Genomic DNA, 20,873 nt, shown 5'->3' with positions numbered 1-20,873 from the left:
CAATGCCCATCGACTTCAATCGTGTGCCGCCGCGCGTGAAGGTGCCGGCTGCGCCCCGGGTCTCGGCGCTCGTCTGGACGATTTTGCTGGTACTCGTAATGGGAGCGGGAGCCGGACTGACGATCGCGCTCTGGTCGACGGACCGCCCTGCGAACACGCCATGGTTCTGGTTTTGCGTCGCGGGTTACCCATTTCTGGCATGGGCATTCCTGCTGTTTGCGTGGCTCGGATACGGCTATGCCTGTCGCAATCAGGCGATTGCGACCAATCGCGTGAGCGATGACGCAGAACAGGCGTGCCACGCAATGGCAGCCATACCTTTGACGATCGTAGGTCATGCTTGGTGCGTCTCCACGAACGATTCCGAAAACTCACTCCAACAGATACTGACGGGAGTCGAAGGAACGAAATCGCGACCAAGCGATGCAGTGGCGGATAGAGAAGTCAATGCACGCTGGCTCAACCTTCCGGATATTCGTTTCTATCCGGGTAACGAAATCTCGGAATATGTTCGCCATCGTTCGGTTTGTACATGGCTGCTCGAGCGCCTGATAGACGGCCTGCTGCCGCAGCTCCGCGCGCTGCCACGGGGAACGAGACTCTACGTCGAACTGAGTCACCAATCGTGGCTCGAGCACGAGGTCGTCGGGACTCAGATATTGAATCTACTCGCTGAACAAGCCCCTGCATTGAACGTGGAGATGGGAGCCAGCGAACCCGCGCTCACGGTCTTCAAAGCGGATGCCTGGCACGACGACCGAGACGCCGGGAGCGCCCACCTTCTGGTCGCCGTCGAGCTTCGCAATGCAATCAGCTCGGTACTGTCCGACGGCGTTGCGGAGGCAGGCGTCGCGCTGCTGGTCAAGCGTTCGCGCCCCGAGTCGTCGCCGATGTCCGCCGGACTTCTTTTGCATCGGCCTGCCAAAGGCTCGCTCGCTTCTCCTGCCGCAACACTCGAGCTTGCTGCACGGTGGGGACAAACTCCGTCCGACCGTCTGCGTACGGTATGGACGCATGGCCTGGTCGGCGACGGTATCGGTAGCGTTCGCCAAGCGGCGCCGTTGCCGGACGACGCATGCTGGATCGCGCTCGAGACAGCGGTGGGCGACTGTTCGGGCGCAGGGCCCTGGTTGGCCGTGGCCCTCGCTGCAGAAGCGGCCCGGACGACGGGCGATCCGCAATTGGTGCTTTGTGGCGAAGATGAGGAACTTTTCGCACTCGTATGCAGAAAACGGACATGAACGACAAAAGCGAGAACAAAACACGATCGGCCGGTTTCTTCATTGGCGTCGCGGCCGTCATCGTATTCCTGGCACTCAGTATCGCAGTGTGGGTGGAGGGGCCTCGTCGCGGGTGGTCGCGCGAAATCCTGATCATTGGCCAGCTTGCGTTGGCATGTGCGTTGCTGCTGGCAATCCTGGCGGTCAAGTTCTTCGAGTGGGTATTGCTGAAGATTGCGGTGTTGAGGGCGTCCAGATGGTTCGCTCGTTTCGATGCCGAAAAGCGCGCCGAATCCGGCGAGCGCAACGATCCGAACCTGTCACCAGGACAGATCAATCGCGCTGCTGCGCTTCGCGAGGTTCTGCGTAACCGCTACGGCTGGCGTTGGGGCTATCGTGACCGCTGGCTGCTTGTCGCCGGAGACACGCCTCTCGTCAGGCGTCTCGCGCCCGAACTGGCCGACATCGGGTACATCGTTCTCGGTAACACGGTCGTGTTGCATGCAAACCAGACCCGCGACCAACTCGACACCGAATGGCTGGATCAAATCCGCCGACTGCGGCGGCGCCGTCCGATCGATGCGATCGTAGCGGTTACCCGCAACCGTAGCGCCGCGAATACTGCGTTCGACACTGATGAGCTCGCTACGCGTCTAGCGCGCCATGCGCGCGCGCTACGCTGGGCCGCGCCCGCTTACCTTCTGAATGTCACGGATTTCGGTAGCGAGTGGCTGGATCCAGACGAAGCCATCGGCTTGACGTGGGCCAACACGTCGATGAGCGGAGAAGCGATCGATGTATCGCTGCGGAACCTCGCCGGCAACCTCGCGGATGCGGGTGTCGCGCGCCTCGCCGCGGATGCCCGCGATCGTTATCCCGCGGAATTGTCCCAGCATGTTTCAAGGCTGCACGAGGCGCTGTCGAACTTGGTGCGGCAAGCGTCTGAATCCAGTATCTGGAGGCATGCGGTTCACGGTCTGATGTTTGCGCCGCTGTTCAAGGAGCGTGACGTGATGTCGCCGGATTCCAGTATCGAGAACGGCGACGATACGCCCGACAATCCCCACCACCGCACCATCTGGCAAACCGTCGCCGCCCACAGCCGCAACGTACACGGCCGCCGCATCGGCTTTTCGCTATCGACCACGGCGGCGTGGATGGCGACCGTGCTGATCGGCTGCTGGCTCGTCGGCACGATGCTGTCCGGGTTCGGCAACCGTGCAACGATCTCGGGTACAACGGATACGGTTGCGAAGCTCACTGGCGCCTTGAACCCGGCACAGTCGCTGCAAACGCTCACCGACCTCGATCGCCAGATCGACACGCTCGAAATCCGTCAGCGCACCGGCGCGCCGTTGATTGCCCGTTTCGGCCTGAATCGCGACGAAGCGTTGCTCGACGCCCTTTGGCCGCACTACGCCGATGCCGCGAACCGTATCCTCATCGGTCCGATCCGCCGGAAGCTCGAGGCAAGACTGCATCAACTCGCGTCGCTGTCCGACGCGGAAATCGCGAGCGGCGGCGAAGCCCAGGTGCAGGCCGCTTACGACACGCTGAAGACGTACCTGATGCTTGCCAGGCCCGAGCGGGCCGTGGCCGCGTTCCTGGCGCCGCAACTCGTCGCGACGTCCGCGCCCGAACGCCCGGCCGGTTCGCAACTGTCGCGCGGCAAATGGGCTGATATGCGTCAGCACGCGATCACGTTCCTTGCCAATCACATCGGGCGCGGAGCCGGAGCGGACCGCACCGCGCCGGCGATCGTGCCGGACGGCGCGCTGATCGCGTCCACCCGCCAGACGATTGTCGGCGTGCGCGGCATTCAGAACTCGGGAGATGCGATCTACCAGCAGATCGTCGACGAAGCGACACCGAAATACCCGCCGCTATCACTCGCGACATTGCTCGGCGACGCGGCGTCGCAATCCTCTGCCGGTGGTGCAACGAGCCGGGGCCTGTTCGGCACGACCGCCACGGTACCCGGCGTATTCACGCGTGCAGCATGGGAAGAGCGCATCTCGAAGGCAATCGACGAAGCCGGCGAACAACGCGATGTGGCGAGCGACTGGGTACTCTCCGACACCAAGGTTGCCAATGCATCTCCGTCGACATTGAAGGCCGAACTGCGTCAGCGCTATTTCGACGATTACGCGCGGGCATGGGGGCTATTCCTCAACAGTCTGCGTTGGCAACCCGCACCTACGCTATCAGCCACGGCCGATCAACTCACGCTGCTGGGCGACCCGCAGCGCTCGCCGCTCGTCGCGCTGATGAATGCGGTCGTCTATCAGGCGGGAACGGGCGCCAACGCACAGTCGCTGTCCGATACGCTGATCAGTAAGGCGCAGCAACTGGTCGGCGCCGACGAGAAAGATCCGTCGAAGCAGGCGAAGCCACCACTTGCGCCGCTCGCGGCCGCGTTCGGACCGATCTTGCGTCTGACCGGCAGCGATCTCGTTTCGGTGGCGCGATCCGGCGGCAAGGGCGTCAGCCCGCCCGCAGCAACCGGCGACCTGAGTCTGGCGCGCTACCTGGAGCGGATCACCGCGATGCGCCTGAAAACGGCTCAGATCGTCTCCAGTCCGGATCCGGACGCGATTGCGCGTCTGGCCGCGCAGTCCGTGCTGCAGGGCAAGACGTCCGATATCGCCGACAGTCGCGATTACGCGAGCCGCGTCGCTGCAAGCCTCGGCGAACAATGGTCCGGATTCGGTGCATTGTTCCGTGCGCCGTTCGATCAGTCTTGGCAAGTCATCGTGCAGCCGGCCGCCGCAAGCCTGAACGAAATCTGGCGTACCGCGATTCTTGCCGACTGGAACAGGACGTTCGGCGGCCGTTATCCGTTCGCGGATTCCGACAACGACGCGTCGCTGCCCGAGATGGCGCGCTTCATGCGTCCGGACAGCGGCGTGGTCGCGCAGTTCGTGACGTCGCAACTGGCCGGTGTCGTCGAACGGCATGGCGATCGGTGGGTGGCCTCGCAGGGCGCGGACTCCGGCGCATTGACGATCGATCCGGCTTTCCTGAACGGGCTGAACAAGCTCGCGCGCACGGCGACGGTGCTGTTCCCGTCCGGCGATGCACGGGTGCGCTACGAGCTGAGACCGGAGCCGACGCCGGGCGTCACCGACATGCGATTCGTGCTGTCCGGCCGCGAACTGCATTACTTCAACCAGAAGCAGGAATGGACGCCGTTCGAGTGGCCGGGGCAGTCGCTTGAAAATCTGTCGCACATCGAATGGCAGACGGAGCAAGGCGGCTTGCGCACCGCGCTCGATTCGCAGGGACGCTTCGGTTTCATCCGGCTGCTGGAGCGCGCGAAGGTCAAGCAACAGGACAACGCGCGCTATCTGCTGACCTGGACGCCGGATACGAGCCAGGGTGTTCCGCTCAGGGTGCAATTGCGCAGCGAAGCCGGCGCCGGCCCGCTCGACGTGCTCCAGTTGCGCCATTTCGCGTTGCCGGCACGCGTGTTCGTGACGGCGGCGGCGAACGCAGGGGCGCGGGTTTCGGCGAGCGGTCCGCCGCCGTTGCCGCCGTCGGCGATCGAGGCCGCGAAGCATGCGGCCGTGCCGCTGCCGTCGGGGCTTCCGGGCAGAAGCCCGTTGCCGGATGAAGCGAGGTGGGCGGCGTCGGAGAAGGTATCCGGCCGGAATGCCGATCGCGAACCGGCTCGAGCGTCGGCACGAACGACCACGTCCGTCCCGACGACACGAACGACGCCGCCGAAGCCCTCGATCTCGCCCGTGGTGACGACGTCGGCGCTTTCGGATCCACCCGCCAGCCCGTTCCGGTACGCCCTCACGCTGCTGGGCGACGCATTCGTTTTTTGAGACCAGCGATGACGCTAGCCAATTTTGTGAAGACCCTTGTCGGCGGCACGCGTGCCGATTCGCTCCATCGGGGACGCACGGACACCTGGGCCGCATGGATCGCGCCGATACCGGGCGAGCATGCGTGCGGGCGCGATCCCGGCTACGAAGAAGCGTTCTTCGAAATGAAGGACGAAGCCGGCAAGCTGTCGGGAATCGACGACGGGTTGATCGTCCGCGCGTGCGAACACCTGCTGAAGGAGACGGGAAAGGATTTGCGCGTGGCCGGCTACTACGCGTTCGCGCGCCTGCGGCAGGACGGCCCGGCCGGTTTCGCCGACGGGCTCGAACTGGCCGCCGCGCTCGTCGACCGGTTCGGCGAGGCGCTGTTGCCCGCCCGCCACGAAGCGAGGAAAGCCGCGCTGGACATGCTCGCCACCGCGCGTGTGATCGACGCGCTGGACCGCCACGGCGATTTCGCGCCGGCCGATCTCGAGCGTGCGCTTGCCGCACTCGGCGTGCTCGTGACGTGCACGCAGGCGTGGCCCGACGCCGCCCGTCCGAATTTGCAGCCGCTCGTGTCGCGCTTCGATAAAAAGGAAGCACCGGCGCACGGGGCCGATTCCGGCACGGCAGTGCCGCCGGCCAGTGCGCCGGGCAAAATTTCAGCCGGCTCGATCGCGTCGACGCGCGACTTGCTCGATCAGGCACGTGCGATGTCGACGTGGCTGCGGGATCAGGAAAACGGCTACCTGCCTTCGGTACGCGTCGCGCGAAGCATTCGTTGGGACACGCTGCACGACGTGCCGCCGGCGGATGCCGCGTCGCATACGCGTCTGGCGCCCCCACGCGCGGAGTTGCGCCAGCAGATGAAGCGCCTCGTGCTGCAGAAGCACTGGCACGAGTTGCTGGAGCGGGTCGAAGGCGCATTCATGGAGGGCGCGAATCACCTGTGGTTCGATCTGCAGTACTTCCAGCATGTGGCGCTCGATCACGTCGGTACGCCGTACGGCGCGTGGCGAGCATTGCTGCGCGCCGATTTCGCGCTATTCCTCGAACGCTTGCCCGGCATCGAACGGCTGGCGTTCAGCGACGGCACGCCCTTCGCCGACGACACGACACTCGAATGGATTGCCCGGCACGCGGTCGTGCGCGACCTGGAGGCGGGAGAGGCCGTTGCGCCGCTGCCGGTCTCCGCGGATAGCGAAAGCGACTCAACCGGCGACTGGCCGGAGATCGAAGCCCAGGCCCGCGAACTGGTGGGGCGTGAGGGTATCGAGGCGGCGTTCGCGTGGCTCGAAGCGCTGCCCGGCATGAAAACCGATCGACATCGCTACTTGCAGCGGCTCGTGATGGCCCGGTTGGCCGACCACGTCGGCCGTCACGATGCAGCGCTCGCGCTCCTGGTCGAACTCGACGCCACGTCCCGCTCGCTGCCACTGATGCGCTGGGAGCCGGCGCTGACGTTCGAGGTCAAGCAACAACTGGTCAACGCATTGAAAGCGACGAGCAGCCGCAAGGATGCCGACAAGCCTGCGCTCGCGCGCCGGATCGGCGAACTGCATGCGGAACTCACGGTACTCGATCCCGCGCGCGCATTGACTCTTTCGTAATGGATTTTTCATGGACAACGACGATCCCATCCTGCGCTACTACGAAGCGGAAATGCGTTACTTGCGCGAGTCCGGCAAGGAATTCGCGAAGGCGCACCCCGATCGGGCGCGCCTGCTCAATCTGGACCGCGTCGGCGATCGCGATCCGTACGTCGAGCGCCTTTTCGAGGGCTTCGCGTTCCTGACGGGCCGGCTACGGCAGAAACTCGACGACGAATTGCCGGAGTTGACCGAAGGGCTCGTCAGCCTGTTGTGGCCGCACTATCTGCGGATGATTCCTTCGCTGTCGATCGTCGAGCTGACGCCGTTCGCGGAGACGCTTCAGAAAACGATCGTCGTGCCTGCCGGCGTGCCGGTGCGTTCCGCGCCGATCAACGTGCCGTCTGCGAGCGGCGCGGAAGGCGTGGCGCCGCGGACGGTGCAATGTCTGTATCGGACGACGCAGGCCGTTGCGCTGCAGCCGGTCTCGATCACGCATGCCGGGCCGGCCGTGCGTCACGACGGCCGTTCGGTGATCCGCCTGCGCTTCGCGTTGCACGGCTCGGCGCTGCGCAAGGAGACGGATCTGTCGCGGCTGCGGCTGCACCTGAACGCCGATCTGCCGACCGCATTCGCGATGCATCTTGCGTTGACGCGCCAGGTCGATGCGATTCACTGGCGCGTTCCGGAAATACGCGACGGAGAAGCCGTGCCGCTGCCGGGCGTCACGATCGAGCCGGCCGGCTTTTCGACGGAAGAACGGCTGTGGCCCAAAGCCGATGCGGCATTCTCCGGATATCAGCTGCTGCTCGAATACTTCACGTTCCGCGAGAAGTTTCTGTTCGTCGATCTGTGCGGGCTGGACATCTCCACGCTTCCGGAAACATCGACCCGCTTCGAGCTGGAGATGGTCCTCAAGGACGCCTATCCGTCGGACCAGCGCTTCAACGCGGAAAACGTGCGGCTGTTCTGCTCGCCGGTGATCAACCTGTTCGAACTCGATGCCGAGCCGATCGAGATCGATCATCACGAAACCGAATATCGCGTGGTGCCGGCCGGCCATCAGGGCGAGCATGTCGAGACGTATTCGGTCGATGCAGTCGCGACGTTCGATCACGATACGGCCGAGCGATACGAATACGTGCCGTTCGCGACGTTCCGGCACCGCGGCGGCATGCTGCGGCACGAGGCGCCGGAGCGCTATTTCCACACGCGCGTGCGTTCGGGCGTATCGGGGTTGCACGAAATGTGGGTGATCCTCGGCGGGCACGCGTGGGAGTCGATGGACACGCTGCCCGAGGAAAGCCTGTCGCTGCGCGTGACGGGGACGAACGGGCTGCTGCCGCGCAAGGGGCTGCGCGAGGCGAGCCTCGACGAGCTGGCGGCCAGCACGCCGAACGTCGGGGGTGTGCGCAATCTCGTCGCGCCGACGTTGCCGCTGTATCCGCCGACCGAAGACCGCTTCCAGTGGCGCGTGCTGTCGCATCTCGCGCCGAATTTCCTGTCGATGATGAACGCGGAGGTATTGCGCGGCGCGTTGGCGCTGTACGACTGGACGAACGAGGAGCTGAACCGGCGGCGGCTCGCCGGCATCCTGCATGTGTCGCAGGACATGCTGGAAGAAGTATCGGGCGGCGCGGTGGAACGCGGTGTGCTGATCGAGATCACGCTCGATTCGCACGCGTTCTCCGGCGAAGGCGACGTGATGCTGTTCGGCGAGCTGCTGCATCGGTTCTTCGGCGCGTATGCGGAGATCAATCTGTTCACGAAGCTGGCGATCGTCAGCCTGCCGTCCCGGTCGCGGACGGAGTGGCCGCGCAGCAAGGCTCGGCGGGCGCCGCTATGACGGCTTCGATCGATCGGACGGTGGCCGAAGCTGCCGCGTCGAAGGGGGTGCCGACGGTTGTCGGGATGCTGTTCCAGCGAGCGCCGAAGATGACGTTCATGCAGTTCTGTCGGCTGCTGGAGGCGTGTACGCCCGAACGCGCCGGATTCGGTACGCGCGATACGCCGGAGCACGAGCCGGTGCGGTTCCGGCCGCGTCCGCGGTTGGGGTTTCCGGCGGGCGAGATGGCCGCGGTCGAATTCGACGACGAGCACCCCGAGGCACCGCCGACCGTGCGCACGACGTTCATGGGGCTTTACGGCGTCGATGCGGCGATGCCGTCGCACATGATCGACGAGATCGTACTGCGGGAGGAAGGGCATGAGGCGGTCGAGGCGTTTCTCGATCCGTTCAACCACCGGGTGGCGACGCTGCTGTATCGCGCATGGAAGAAATATCGTTATCCGGAGCGTTTCCAGGTCGGCGGAGTCGACGATTATTCGCGCAGCCTGTTGTGTCTCGCCGGATTCGGATGGGGCGACAAGCCCTTGCGTGCGGGTTTGCCGGATTCCCGGATGCTTGCCCTGCTGGGGCTGCTGATCCAGCGGACACGCACGTCGGAAGGGCTGGCCGGCGTGGTGGCGCTCGCCGCGCCGGGAGCCGATGTTCGGGTGGACGAATTCTGGGCGGTGACGACGAGTAGCGGTCGGCCAAAGCCGTTGACGTCGGCGAAGCCGGATGCGGACGCGCTGTCGGACGGGAAGCGCGGCGGGCTCGGCGGCGGTTACGTGCTCGGCAGGCGTCTCGCGTATCGCAGCCGCGCGGTGCGCGTGACATTGCGGCCGGTCGACGAACGGCAGGCTCAGGACCTGTTGCCCGGTGCGTGGCTGCATCGAGAGGTGATGGCATTCATCCAGCTGTATGTCGGCGTCAAGGCCGATGTGCATTTGCGGATGGAAGTGTCGTCAAGGTTCGTTCCGCATCCGACCGTCGGCGTCGAACATGCCGGCCCGGCGCCGCGTCTCGGCTGGACGACGGTGCTGCCGTCGGTCGATGAACGCATGATCGGCATCGCGCTTGGCGTGTACGAGGCGTTCCCCGTACCGCAACCCAACCCGCATCTCGTGCCGCGCACGATCTGATTCCGGAGTTCCCATGTTCTATCGAATGAGTGCGGCTACCGCCGTCGCCGTCTTGCTGCTGTCAGGTTGCGGTGCCTGGCAGTCCGTGTCGGACGCGTCGTCGAATGCGTATCGCGCCGTGTTTTTCAAGCAGGTGAAGGTGCTTGACGTCGATCTGGTCGCCCGTGCCGAACTGAACCCCGACGACGCAGGGCGGCCGACGTCGGTGGCCGTTCGCGTCTACCAGTTGAAGGACCGCAAGATGTTCGACGGAGCATCGTACGACGATCTGTTGAAGAACGACCGGACGGTGCTTGCTCAGGATCTGCAGGCCGATATGTCGGCCGTCGTGAACCCCGGAGCTTCGTCGAGCTTGTCTCAACCGATGCAACGCGAGACGGAGTATGTGGCGATCGTCGCGTTGTATCGCGTCCCGGACGCAGCCGGCGGCTGGAAGCGCGTCATCGAGAAAAGGAAGCTCGATCCGCACAAGCCGCTACGCGTCGGTTTGACATCGACCGGATTGCAGATGGCGGGGGATAGGCCGAAGTGATCGCACTGCTGTCGGGGGCGCGAAAGAGACCGCGCTGACGCAGGCGACTTGAACTGAAAATGCGGCCCATGCGCCGGTTGCCCGGCGATGATGGGCCGCAAGGGCATCACCGATCGTCGTCCCGTACTGAAGACGGATGCCGGCACAGCGCCCGCACGTCCATCTCCATGTACGGAAACAGCGGCAACTGGCTCAGCACGTCGTGCAGTTGCTGCACGCTCTCGACGTCGAAAATGCTGACGTTCGCATACTGCCCTGCGATGCGCCACAGATGGCGCCAGACGCCTTCGTTCATCAGCCGCTGGCACATCGCCTTTTCCTCGGCCTTCAGCGTGGCCGCCTTGACCGGGTCCATGTCCGCCGGCAGGCGAACGGTCATTTCCACATGAAACAGCATCCTGCACTCCTTGCGTTGTCGATTCGTCGAACGGGAAGGGCGCTCACGCCTGCGCGCGGGCCCGCTCGACTTCGCTGCCCGGCACGTCCTGCTTTTCCTTGACCAGCGAGAAGTCGAAGTCGATCAGCGCGAACTGTCCGTCGACGCCGTACGGCTTGCCTTCCGCGCCCTCCGCCTGCCGCACCGGCGGGATCAGCCCGTCGCGCGTCGCGAACGCGAAGTCGTCCCACAGATGCGGATCGCCATCGATGTTGATCTGCGTCGTCAGCTTACGATAACCGTCCGCCGAAACGAAGAAGTGAATGTGCGCCGGACGATGGCCGTGGCGGCCGAGCTGGTCGAGCAGTTGCTCGGTCTTGCTGCCCGGCGGCACGCTGTAGCCGACCGGCAGCACGCTGCGGAAGCTGTAGCGGCCTTCGGTATCGGTGCGGATCGAGCGGCGCAGGTTGAACGCGGGCTGCGACGGGTCGAAGTACGAGTAATTGCCCAGATGGTTCGCATGCCACACCTCGACCAGCGCGTTCGCGAGCGGCGCGCCATGCTCGCCGAGCACCTGGCCGCGCATGATCAGCGTCTGGCCCGGATCGGTGCCGTCGTCGAGGCGCGCATGGCCGACCGATTCCGGCGCGCCGGCGACATACAGCGGGCCTTCGATCGTGCGCGGCGTGCCGCCCTGGATGCCGGCCTTTTCCTCGGCTTCGTCCATCCGCACGTCGAGGAAGCGCTCGAGGCCAAGGCCTGCGGCGATCAGCCCGAATTCGCGGCCGGCTTCGTTCAGGAAGTTGAGCGCCGTCCAGAATTCGCTCGGCTGCACGTCGAAGTCCTCGATCGTGTAGCAGATGTCCTTCACGATCCGGTTGACGATCGCGCGCACGCGCGGGTTGCCGGGCTTCTCGGCCGCGTCGTCGAAGGTCTTCAGCAGGGCGTCGATGGCTTGCTTGTTCATCTGTGTCTCCGGTTTCGGTTGTCGTGTGGGGTCAGCGGGCGCCGCGTCGCATCCGTTCGATGCGGGCCCAGTCGAAGGTGATGCCGAGGCCGGGCGCGGCCGGCAGATGCAGCTTGAAATCCTGGTAGCGCAGCGGCTCGACGAGAATCTCCTCGGTGAGCAGCAGCGGGCCGAACAGTTCGGTGCCCCATTTCAGCGAGTCGAACGTGCTGAACAACTGGGCGGACGCCATCGTGCCGGCCGCGCCTTCGAGCATCGTGCCGCCGTACAGCTCGATGCCGGCGGCCGCGGCGATCGACGCGACGCTCGCCGCGCCCTGCAGGCCGCCCGATTGCGCGATCTTCACCGCGAACACGTCGGCCGCGCGATCCTGCGCGAGCGCGAACGCATCGACGGGGCCGTGCAGCGCCTCGTCGGCCATGATCGGCACCTGCGCGAGCTGCGTGAGGCGTTTCAGCCCCGCGCGATTGGTCGCGGCGATCGGCTGCTCGACGAGGCTCACGCCGGCGTCGGCGAGCCGCGCGCCGGCCCAGATCGCATCGGTTTCGCTCCAGGCCTGGTTCACGTCGACGCGCACGTCGCCGCGCTCGCCGAGCGCGCGCTTGATCGCGACGACGTGCGCCACGTCGTCGGCGACCGCGTTCGAGCCGATCTTCAGCTTGAACGCGCGATGGCGGCGTGCGTCGAGCATCGCTTCGGCTTCCGCGATGTCACGTTGGGTATCGCCGCTCGCGAGCGTCCACGCGACATCGACCGCATCGGTCCGGCGCCCGCCGAACAGCTCGCACAGCGGCACGCCCAGGCGCCGCGCCTGCGCGTCGAACAGCGCGGTCTCGAGCGCGCACTTCGCGAAGCGGTTGCCCTGGAACAGCTTGCGCGCACGCGCCATCGCGGCGCCGGGGCGCGTCGCGTCCATGCCCAGCAGCAGCGGCGCGAAGTAGGTATCGATGTTGACCTTGATGCTTTCGGGGCTCTCCTCGCCATAGGCGAGCCCGCCGATGGTCGTCGCCTCGCCGACGCCTTCGATACCGTCCGTGCATCGAACGCGGACGAGCACGAGCGTCTGGCAATTCATCGTCGCGACCGACAATTTGTGGGGCCGGATCGTCGGCACGTCGACCAGCAGCGTCTCGATGCGTTCGATGGTGGCGGTAGTTGCTATCATGCGATTCCTCCTGTTGGTGCACATGGTAGGAATTCCCGCCCCGCGTCGTCCAACACTCTTTCCGACTACTTCCATACCTTTGAGGCATGAAATGGAATTGCGTCAGCTCCGTTACTTCATCGCCGTCGCCGAGGAAATGAACATCACACGGGCCGCGGAGCGGCTGCACATGACGCAGCCGCCGCTGAGCCGCCAGCTCCAGGCGATCGAGGAGGAGATCGGGCTGCCGCTGTTCGAGCGCGGCGCGCGGCCGTTGAAACTGACCGATGCCGGGCGCGTGTTCCATGCGCAGGCGAAACGTCTCGTCGATCAGGCCGACGAATTGGGGCCGCTGACGCGGCGGCTCGCGCAACTGTCGGAGCGGATCGTGATCGGTTTCGTGCCGTCGACGCTGTACGGCGCGCTGCCGGACGTGATCCGCGCGTTTCGCGAGGCGCAGCCGGACGTCGAGCTGTCGCTGATCGAAATGTTCACGCTCGAACAGCTCGGCGCGCTGAAGGGCGGGCGGATCGACGTGGGGTTCGGCCGCTTGCGCTTCGACGACGACCAACTGGTGCGCGAGGCGTTGATCCAGGAAAAGCTGATCGCGGCGCTGCCGCTCGGGCATCGGCTCGCCGATCCGGCCCGGCCGCTGACGCTCGCGGATCTCGCGGACGAGACGATGATCGTCTACCCGAGCACGCCGCGGCCGAGCTTCGCCGATCAGCAGTTGTCGGCGCTGCGCGACGGCGCGGTCGTGCCGGCGGCCGTGCACGAGGTGCGCGAGTTGCAGACGGCGCTTGGGCTCGTGGCGGCGCAGGTGGGCGTGTCGCTGGTGCCGGAAAGCGTGGAGGGCGTGCGCGTGAAGGGGGTGGTTTACCGGCGGCTGCCAGAGCCGGCCGCGACGTCACCGATCATCATGAGCCGCCGGCTGCACGGTGAGAGCGCGGCCACGGCGGCGTTCTGTGCGATTGCACGGCAGATGTTCGTGCCGGTGACGTGACCTGACTCGAGCACGAATCGCAGCTAACGGCCTATTTCGACGCGCTCCTCCGAGGGGGAATCGGGCTTGTCGCCGCGGCTTCGTGCCGTCGAGCTGGCGCCGGCCGCCCTATTAATGAGATAACTGGTCGGCGAAACAAGCGTCTCTCAGGCTGCACTCAATTTAATGTATTAAAAAATAAACGTAATAATGAGATAATGGGTGGCGACGCATATTGATTCTTGCTGTGTGTGGTTTTAATTGTTGCAATATCGAATCATAAATAATCTGATTTTCTCCCCGTAAACCAGGGTCATGAAGCGGCACTTTTCATTCATTGCCGACCTGGAAAACCGGAGGGGAACGAGGTGAGTCGATTTGCGAAAAGCATAAAGTTCAGGATTTTTGCCACCCTTGCGGTGTGCGTCGCGTTGATGGTCGCAATTGGCACGTTCGGTGTATTCGGTCTGTCCAGACTGAATTCGAATCTCCATCGCGCCTATACGGGCAATACGGTGCCGATCGTCGAATTGACGGAAATCAGCGCGCTCGCGTTCAACATACGGTTGCAAATGCGCCGGCTGCAGGCCGAGCATGACCCCGCGCTCATGCGCAGCGCGGTCGACGACATTCGCACGCAACAAAGCCGTCTCGATACGATCTGGGGCCGTTATTACGGGGAATCGATCACGAGCGACAAGGAACGCATCATCGCCGAGCGCATCCGCAGCGTGCTGCCGCAGTTCCGGGCCGGGGTGAACGACGTGGCCGCGGCGATGAACGGCGGCGATCACGACGCGGCCAGGGCGGTGATCGAGCGATTGTCGCCGACCGCGAACCTGCTCAGGCAGGCGCTCGAGGACGACATCGCGCTGAACGTCGAGCAGGCGAAATCGTTCGTCGACGACAGCGAATCGACCTTCCGCAACATTCTGTGGATCGCGATCGGCCTGATCGGTGTCGGTCTGCTGGTCGCGGTGTGGGCGTCGGCGCATCTGCTGCGGCATATCTCGACGCCGCTCGGCAAGGCCGTGCGCGTGGCCGACCAAATCGCGGGCGGCCGGCTGGACAACCGGATCGACATCGACTCGCACGACGAATTCGGCCAGTTGCTCGGCGCGCTGGAGACGATGGACCGGCAGCTCGGCACGACGGTGCGCGGCATCAAGCGCAGCGCGGAATCGGTGGCGATCGCGTCGCACCAGATCGCGAGCGGCAATGCCGATCTGTCGGCTCGCACGGAGGAGCAGGCCGCGTCGCTCGAGGAAACCGCGTCGAGCATGACGCAACTGACCGAGACGGTGAAGCAGAACGCCGACAACGCGCAGCAGGCCAATACGCTCGCGACGCGCGCGACCGGAATGGCCGACGCCGGCCACGACGCCGTGCAGCACATGGTCGCGACGATCGAGCAGATCAGCAGCAGCTCCAGCCGGGTGTCCGACATCACGGGCGTCATCGAGGGAATCGCGTTCCAGACCAACATTCTCGCGCTCAATGCGGCGGTGGAAGCGGCGCGCGCGGGCGAACAGGGGCGTGGTTTCGCGGTGGTCGCGAGCGAAGTGCGCAACCTCGCGCAACGCTCCGCGAGCGCCGCGAAGGAGATCAAGGAACTGATCGGCGCGTCGGTGTCGATGATCCATGACAGCGCGCAGCAGGCCGCGGACGTCGGCGCGACGATGGGGCAGGTGAAGCAGGCGATCAAGCAGGTGTCCGACATCGTCGCCGAAATCGCGGCCGCGTCGCGGGAGCAGAGCCAGGGAATCGAGCAGGTCAACGTGGCGATCGGGCAGATGGAGGGCGTGACGCAGCAGAATGCGGCGCTCGTCGAGCAGGCGGCCGCGGCGTCGCATTCGCTCGAGGAGCAGGCCGGCCATTTGCAGGCGGCGATGTCGGCGTTCCGGCTGGCGGAGGCCTCCCCGGACGAGCCCGCCGCGCCGGCGGTTGCGCCTGCGGCGCGGGTGCAGCCTCCGGCGGCGGCGCGGCCGCCGAGCGTGCCGGTAGCGGCAGCGGGCGGGGCCGCCGAGTGGCACGCGTTTTGAACGCCACGCGGTCCGCGCTTGTGGCGACGTGCTTGCCGGTGCGCCAGACACGCCGGCGCGCGCGTTCGCCGTTCACTTTCACGATCCGTCCGCGGCGATGCGGGCGGTGGATCTGTTCATGACGCTCATGACGAACCCGACTCAGGCAGTACTGACGCTCGACGCGCTCGTCGACACGTGCGCGCGTTTCGATCCGTCCGACGCGGATCAGCGGCTGATCGTGCGCACGATGGTCGTGCCGATGCTGGCGCGGCGGCTGAAATGGCTGGAATTGCTGCTGCGCGCGTGCCCGCATAGCCCCGCCACGCGGGCGATGTTCGAACAGGTGGAACGCGCGCTGGCCTGCGCGTCGTCGCGACTGGATGGCCCGCGATTGCCGCCCGCGGGCGCTGCCGACACAGCGCAACCGGCATGACCGGCGCAAACGGCGCAGGCATGGGCACCAGCGGCACTAACCGCTGACGCCGCTGACGCCGCTGACGCCGCTGACGCCGCTGACGCCGCTCGCGCTGCGCGCGCCATCGCAGCAACCGGTGCCGGAGACGGCCGCAGCCACCGAAGCGGTCGGCGCCGCGCGGTACCGCAATGATCGTCGGCCCGCTTGTCGCCGTGCGCGCGTGCCATGCAACAGGCAACCGCCCGTGCTGCCGCGGGCGCGTCCGCCCGAAAACGCGCGGACGTGCGCTCAGCGCAGCCCGTCGAGCGTCTCCGACGGCGATTCGCCGAACTTTTCCCGATACGCGATCGCGAACCGCCCGAGATGGGTAAACCCGCAGTCGAGCGCGATATCGGCGATCCGCCGGTTGGATGCCGCGCCGCGCAGCAGTTCGCGCGCGTGCGCGAGCCGCGTCGCGCGCAGGTATTGCATCGGGCTCATGCCGCGGAATTGCAGGAACGCGTCGCGCAGCGTCCGTTCGGGCACGTTGGCGGCCTGGACGATATCGGCGAGCTGCAGCGGCTGCGCGTAATGCGCATCGACGAACTCCTGCGCGCGCCGCACGAAGCCCGGCGCCGGGTCGCGGTGCGATGCGTGCGGCACGGACGACGGCGGATGGCCTTCGATCAGCAGGTCGATCAGCAGATGCTCGAGCTGCGACGCGACCCGCGGGTTCGCGTTCGCGCGTTCGAGCAGCTCGGGCGAGCGCGCGACGAGCATCAACTGCTGGCGCCACGCGGCGAGCGCGGCGTCGCTGACGTGCAGCACGGGATCGAGCGTCGCGCGCGGGTCGCCGGTCAGCGAGCCGACGGTCGCCGCGTCGATGCGCAGCACGAATTGTTCGCAATCGGCCGACAGCACCGCGTCGAAGCGCTCGCCGGGCGCGCACAGCACGCCGGTCTGGCCGTCGACGCCGAGCCGACGCCCCATCGCATGGACTTCCGCGTGCCCGGACAGGCAGAACATCAGCAGGTAATAGCCGTCGACTGCGTCGACCTGCACGCGCATCGCGTCGCCGAACGCGATCGTGCCGATCCCGAGCCCGCCCAGCCTGACGAAATCCATGTGCGACGCCCCGTGCACGCGGCCGCTCGGCAGCAGCGCGTGCGGCTGCATCACGCGCGAGATCCGCTCGCGCGTCTCGTCGAGATCGCGGGATTCGAACAGCCGGTGCGCGCGCAGCGCGAGCGGCTCGAACGACGTTGGGGACATGGGCTTCAGCCTTGGTATGGACGGCACGCGCTTCGATCCGGCGAACGGGGGCGCGATCGTGCGCCAGCCGCGTGTGCCGTCATGCTAGCGCAGAAATCCGCCGAAAGTGGATATTGCGCCGCCGCAATCGCACTTTCCGGATAGACGCCGAATATTAGCTTTTCAAAAATCGGCTCCATGCATTCAACGCAACGGATCGACAAGGAGTCCGACATGGAGCAGACAGAATCGCCCGTCGTTTTCGCCGCACGCGGCGACGCATCCGACGTGACCTTCCCGCACGACGACGGCTCGCGCGTGCCGTACAAGGTGTTCAGCTCGCGGGCGGTCTACGATCGCGAGCAGGAACGCATCTTCCGCGGGCCGACGTGGAATTTCGTCGCGCTCGAAGCGGAAATCCCGAACGCCGGCGACTTCAAGAGCACGTTCGTCGGCGACACGCCGGTGGTCGTCACGCGCACCGAGGACGGCGCGCTGTCCGCATGGGTGAACCGCTGCGCGCACCGCGGCGCGCAGGTGTGCCGCAAGTCGCGCGGCAACGCGAGTTCGCACACGTGCGTCTATCACCAGTGGAGCTTCGACAACCAGGGCAACCTGCTCGGCGTACCGTTCCGGCGCGGCCAGAAGGGAATGACCGGGATGCCGGCCGATTTCGATCCGAAGCAGCACGGGCTGCGCAAGCTGCGCGTCGACAGCTATCGCGGGCTCGTGTTCGCGACCTTCAGCGACGAGGTCGCGCCGCTGCCCGACTATCTCGGCGAGCAGATGCGCCCGTGGATCGACCGGATCTTCCACAAGCCGATCGAGTATCTCGGTTGCACGCGCCAGTATTCGAAGTCGAACTGGAAGCTGTACATGGAGAACGTGAAGGACCCGTATCACGCGAGCATGCTGCACCTGTTCCATACGACCTTCAACATCTTCCGCGTCGGGATGAAGGCGCGCTCGATTCCCGATGCGAACCACGGGCTGCACAGCATCATCACGGTGACGAAGACGGGCGACGATACGTCGGCCGCGTACAAGCAGCAGAACATCCGTTCGTTCGACGAGGGCTTCCATCTGGAAGACGAGTCGATCCTCGATCTCGTGTCGGAATACGACGAGGACTGCACGAACCATATCCAGCCGATCTTCCCGCAGCTCGTGATCCAGCAGATCCACAACACGCTGGTCGCGCGGCAGATCTTGCCGAAGGGGCCGGACAACTTCGAGCTGATCTTCCACTTCTTCGGCTATGCGGACGACACGCCCGAGCTGCGCGCGCTGCGCATCAAGCAGGCGAACCTGGTCGGGCCGGCCGGCTACATCTCGATGGAAGACACGGAGGCGACCGAGCTCGTGCAGCGCGGCACGGTGCGCGATGCCGACGCGACGTCGGTGATCGAGATGTCGCGCGGCAATCCGGACCAGCAGGACACGGTGATCACCGAGAGCCTGATCCGCAAGTTCTGGGTCGGCTATCAGAAGCTGATGGGCTATTGAGGCGGGAGCAAGAAATGACGGAAGACATGAAGACGTGGTTCGAGATTTACATGCTCCAGAACCGCTACATCGGGCACCTCGACAACGACCGGCTCGAACACTGGCCGGAGATGTTCACCGAGGACTGCACGTACGAAATCGTGCCGAAGGAGAACGCCGATCTCGGGCTGCCGGTCGGGATCGTCCACTGCACGAACCAGCGGATGCTGCGCGACCGCGTGGTGTCGCTGCGGCACGCGAACATCTACGAGGAGCATACGTACCGGCACATGACGTCGGGCCTGACGATCGTCGCCGAACGCGACGGCGAATTCGATACCGAGAGCAACTACGTGGTCGTGCAGACGCGCAGCAACGGCGAATCGAACGTGTACCAGGCCGGCAAGTACTACGACACGGTGGTCCGCACGCCCGACGGCTTGCGCTACAAGACCAAACGCGTAATCTACGACACGTCGCGCGTGCAGACGCTGCTCGCGACGCCGATCTGACCGCTCCGACGAAGCAAGGAAACGACATGACCGAAGCAACGCTGGCCGAGTGGCATCCGCTCGGCGCTTTCGACGAATTCTCCGAAGACGAACCGGCGGCGCGCGTCGCCGGCCAGAAGCCGATCGCCGTGTTCCGGATCGGCGACGAACTGTTCGCGATGCACGACCTCTGTTCGCATGGTCACGCGCGCTTGTCCGAAGGTTATGTGGAGGACGGCTGCGTCGAATGCCCGCTGCACCAGGGGCTGATCGACATTCGCACGGGCGCGCCGAAATGCGCGCCGATCACCGAGCCGGTGCGGACCTATCCGATCCGGATCGTCGACGGGCAGGTGGAAGTCAATGTCGGCTGATCCGTTCGTGATCGTCGGCGCCGGCCACGCGGCGCGGCGCACCGCCGAAGCGCTGCGCGCACGCGATGCGGCGGCGCGCATCGTGATGATCGGCGCGGAGCGCGAGCTGCCGTACGACCGGCCGGCGCTGTCGAAGGACGCGCTGCTGAGCGATGGCGGCGAACAGCGCGCGTTCATCCGGGATGCGGCGTGGTACGACGCGCAGCGCATCGCGCTGCGGCTCGGCACGCGCGTCGAGGCGATCGAGCGCGATGCACGGCGCGTGCGCCTCGACGACGGGACGACGCTGCCGTATGCGCGACTCGTGCTCGCGACGGGTTCGCGGGTGCGTGCGTTCGGTGGTCCGGTCGACGAGGGCGTCGTGCCGCATTACGTGCGTACCGTGGGCGATGCACGTTCGTTGCGAGCGCAACTTGCGGCGGGGCGTCACGTGGCGGTGCTCGGCGGCGGCTTCATCGGCCTCGAGGTCGCGGCGGCGGCGCGCCAGCTCGGCTGCGACGTGACGGTGATCGATCCGGCGCCCCGGTTGCTGCAGCGCGCGTTGCCGGAAGTGGTCGGTGCGTTCGCGCATCGGCTGCACGATGGGCGCGGCGTGAGCTTCCGGTTGGCGACGCTGCCGCGCGCGATCCGTCGCGCGCCGGGCGGCGGCGCGATCGTCGAAACCGATCGCGGCGACGTGCCGGCCGATATCGTCGTGGTCGGCATCGGCGTGGTGCCCAACGTCGAGCTCGCACAGGCGGCCGGGCTCGACGTCGACAACGGGATACGCGTCGATGCGGGCTGCCGCACGGCCGATGCGGCGATCTTCGCGGCGGGCGAGGTGACGATGCACTTCAATCCGCTGCTCGGGCGGCATGTGCGGATCGAATCGTGGCAGGTGGCCGAGAACCAGCCGGCCGTCGCGGCCGCGAACCTGCTCGGCGCCGACGAGCGCTATGCGGAGCTGCCGTGGCTGTGGTCCGATCAGTACGACTGCAACCTGCAGATGCTCGGGCTGTTCGGCGGCGAACGCACGATCGTCGTGCGCGGCGATCCGGCGAGCGGGCCGTTCACGGTGTTCGGGCTCGGCGACGACGGCAGGATCGTCGCGGTGGCCGCGGCGAACCTCGGGCGCGACATCGGCGCGTCGCGCCGGCTGATCGCGGCAGGCGCGGTGCCCGATCCGGTGAAGCTGGCCGATCCGGCCGTCGGTCTGAAGGCGTTCATGTAGCGCGGCACACGCGGCGCGCATGCGCCGTGTGTGCGACGCCGGCCGCGGGTTTGTC

The 20,873-nt window shown here is 66.0% G+C and carries 17 protein-coding genes; 13 read left to right on the top strand and 4 right to left on the bottom strand.

The window, feature by feature from the left end; translation table 11 throughout:
* Positions 1-2 precede the first annotated feature (2 nt).
* From C5F75_RS26700 to tssJ, 6 genes are all read left to right on the top strand, one after another.
* On the top strand, positions 3-1,241 hold the full coding sequence (locus C5F75_RS26700) for a hypothetical protein (RefSeq protein ID WP_081068165.1): 1,239 nt from the start codon (positions 3-5) through the stop codon (positions 1,239-1,241).
* Positions 1,238-5,050: an ImcF-related family protein gene (locus C5F75_RS26695; RefSeq protein WP_059608795.1), complete on the top strand. Its 3,813-nt coding sequence runs from the start codon at positions 1,238-1,240 to the stop codon at positions 5,048-5,050. The genes C5F75_RS26700 and C5F75_RS26695 overlap by 4 nt, the downstream gene beginning before the upstream one ends.
* Before the next feature lie 8 nt (positions 5,051-5,058).
* Positions 5,059-6,642: a type VI secretion system protein TssA gene (tssA, locus tag C5F75_RS26690; protein WP_059573735.1), complete on the top strand. Its 1,584-nt coding sequence runs from the start codon at positions 5,059-5,061 to the stop codon at positions 6,640-6,642.
* Between the two features lie 10 nt (positions 6,643-6,652).
* Positions 6,653-8,467: a type VI secretion system baseplate subunit TssF gene (gene tssF, locus C5F75_RS26685; RefSeq protein ID WP_059573736.1), complete on the top strand. Its 1,815-nt coding sequence runs from the start codon at positions 6,653-6,655 to the stop codon at positions 8,465-8,467.
* Between the two features lie 65 nt (positions 8,468-8,532).
* A complete protein-coding gene (gene tssG, locus C5F75_RS26680; protein ID WP_226094229.1) occupies positions 8,533-9,588 on the top strand; it encodes a type VI secretion system baseplate subunit TssG in 1,056 nt (351 codons plus the stop codon).
* Positions 9,589-9,601: 13 nt separating this feature from the next.
* Complete coding sequence (gene tssJ, locus C5F75_RS26675) at positions 9,602-10,120, top strand: type VI secretion system lipoprotein TssJ (protein WP_059573737.1); 519 nt, start codon at positions 9,602-9,604, stop codon at positions 10,118-10,120.
* A gap of 106 nt (positions 10,121-10,226) precedes the next feature.
* On the opposite strand, the gene catC is transcribed toward tssJ, so the two are convergent.
* The 3 genes from catC to C5F75_RS26660 are packed head-to-tail and all read right to left on the bottom strand — an operon-like array spanning position 10,227 to position 12,628.
* Positions 10,227-10,517, bottom strand: coding sequence for a muconolactone Delta-isomerase (catC, locus tag C5F75_RS26670; RefSeq protein WP_059573738.1), 291 nt, complete (start codon positions 10,515-10,517; stop codon positions 10,227-10,229).
* Positions 10,518-10,560: 43 nt separating this feature from the next.
* Positions 10,561-11,463, bottom strand: coding sequence for a catechol 1,2-dioxygenase (gene catA / locus C5F75_RS26665; protein ID WP_059573739.1), 903 nt, complete (start codon positions 11,461-11,463; stop codon positions 10,561-10,563).
* A gap of 31 nt (positions 11,464-11,494) precedes the next feature.
* Positions 11,495-12,628, bottom strand: coding sequence for a muconate/chloromuconate family cycloisomerase (locus C5F75_RS26660; RefSeq protein ID WP_059573740.1), 1,134 nt, complete (start codon positions 12,626-12,628; stop codon positions 11,495-11,497).
* A gap of 91 nt (positions 12,629-12,719) precedes the next feature.
* On the opposite strand from C5F75_RS26660, the gene C5F75_RS26655 reads away from it, so the two are divergent.
* The 3 genes from C5F75_RS26655 (at position 12,720) to C5F75_RS26645 (ending at position 16,046) form a co-directional block, all read left to right on the top strand.
* Entirely contained in the window at positions 12,720-13,610 is an 891-nt protein-coding gene (locus C5F75_RS26655) for a LysR family transcriptional regulator (protein WP_104012947.1), read from the top strand.
* 347 nt (positions 13,611-13,957) lie between these two features.
* Positions 13,958-15,631: a methyl-accepting chemotaxis protein gene (locus tag C5F75_RS26650; RefSeq protein ID WP_104012946.1), complete on the top strand. Its 1,674-nt coding sequence runs from the start codon at positions 13,958-13,960 to the stop codon at positions 15,629-15,631.
* 118 nt (positions 15,632-15,749) lie between these two features.
* Positions 15,750-16,046 carry a hypothetical protein gene (locus C5F75_RS26645; RefSeq protein WP_226288546.1) on the top strand — a complete coding sequence of 99 codons (297 nt, stop codon included), beginning with the start codon at positions 15,750-15,752 and terminating at the stop codon, positions 16,044-16,046.
* A 270-nt stretch (positions 16,047-16,316) separates the two neighbouring features.
* On the opposite strand, the gene andR is transcribed toward C5F75_RS26645, so the two are convergent.
* Entirely contained in the window at positions 16,317-17,279 is a 963-nt protein-coding gene (gene andR / locus C5F75_RS26640) for an anthranilate 1,2-dioxygenase regulatory protein AndR (RefSeq protein WP_059639071.1), read from the bottom strand.
* 213 nt (positions 17,280-17,492) lie between these two features.
* On the opposite strand from andR, the gene andAc reads away from it, so the two are divergent.
* The 4 genes from andAc to andAa are packed head-to-tail and all read left to right on the top strand — an operon-like array spanning position 17,493 to position 20,818.
* The gene (gene andAc / locus C5F75_RS26635; RefSeq protein ID WP_034174903.1) at positions 17,493-18,764 is read left to right on the top strand and encodes an anthranilate 1,2-dioxygenase large subunit AndAc; all 1,272 of its coding nucleotides are present in this window, start codon (positions 17,493-17,495) and stop codon (positions 18,762-18,764) included.
* A 14-nt stretch (positions 18,765-18,778) separates the two neighbouring features.
* Positions 18,779-19,255 carry an anthranilate 1,2-dioxygenase small subunit AndAd gene (gene andAd / locus C5F75_RS26630; RefSeq protein WP_006479528.1) on the top strand — a complete coding sequence of 159 codons (477 nt, stop codon included), beginning with the start codon at positions 18,779-18,781 and terminating at the stop codon, positions 19,253-19,255.
* A 26-nt stretch (positions 19,256-19,281) separates the two neighbouring features.
* Complete coding sequence (andAb, locus tag C5F75_RS26625; protein ID WP_039344765.1) at positions 19,282-19,608, top strand: anthranilate 1,2-dioxygenase ferredoxin subunit AndAb; 327 nt, start codon at positions 19,282-19,284, stop codon at positions 19,606-19,608.
* On the top strand, positions 19,598-20,818 hold the full coding sequence (andAa, locus tag C5F75_RS26620; RefSeq protein WP_059573744.1) for an anthranilate 1,2-dioxygenase system ferredoxin--NAD(+) reductase: 1,221 nt from the start codon (positions 19,598-19,600) through the stop codon (positions 20,816-20,818). Before andAb ends, andAa begins: the two co-directional genes overlap by 11 nt.
* Positions 20,819-20,873: the final 55 nt, after the last annotated feature.

Source organism: Burkholderia anthinoferrum, from assembly GCF_002925705.1.
Taxonomy (GTDB): domain Bacteria; phylum Pseudomonadota; class Gammaproteobacteria; order Burkholderiales; family Burkholderiaceae; genus Burkholderia; species Burkholderia semiarida.
This window is presented reverse-complemented; position numbering and strand designations above follow the sequence as displayed.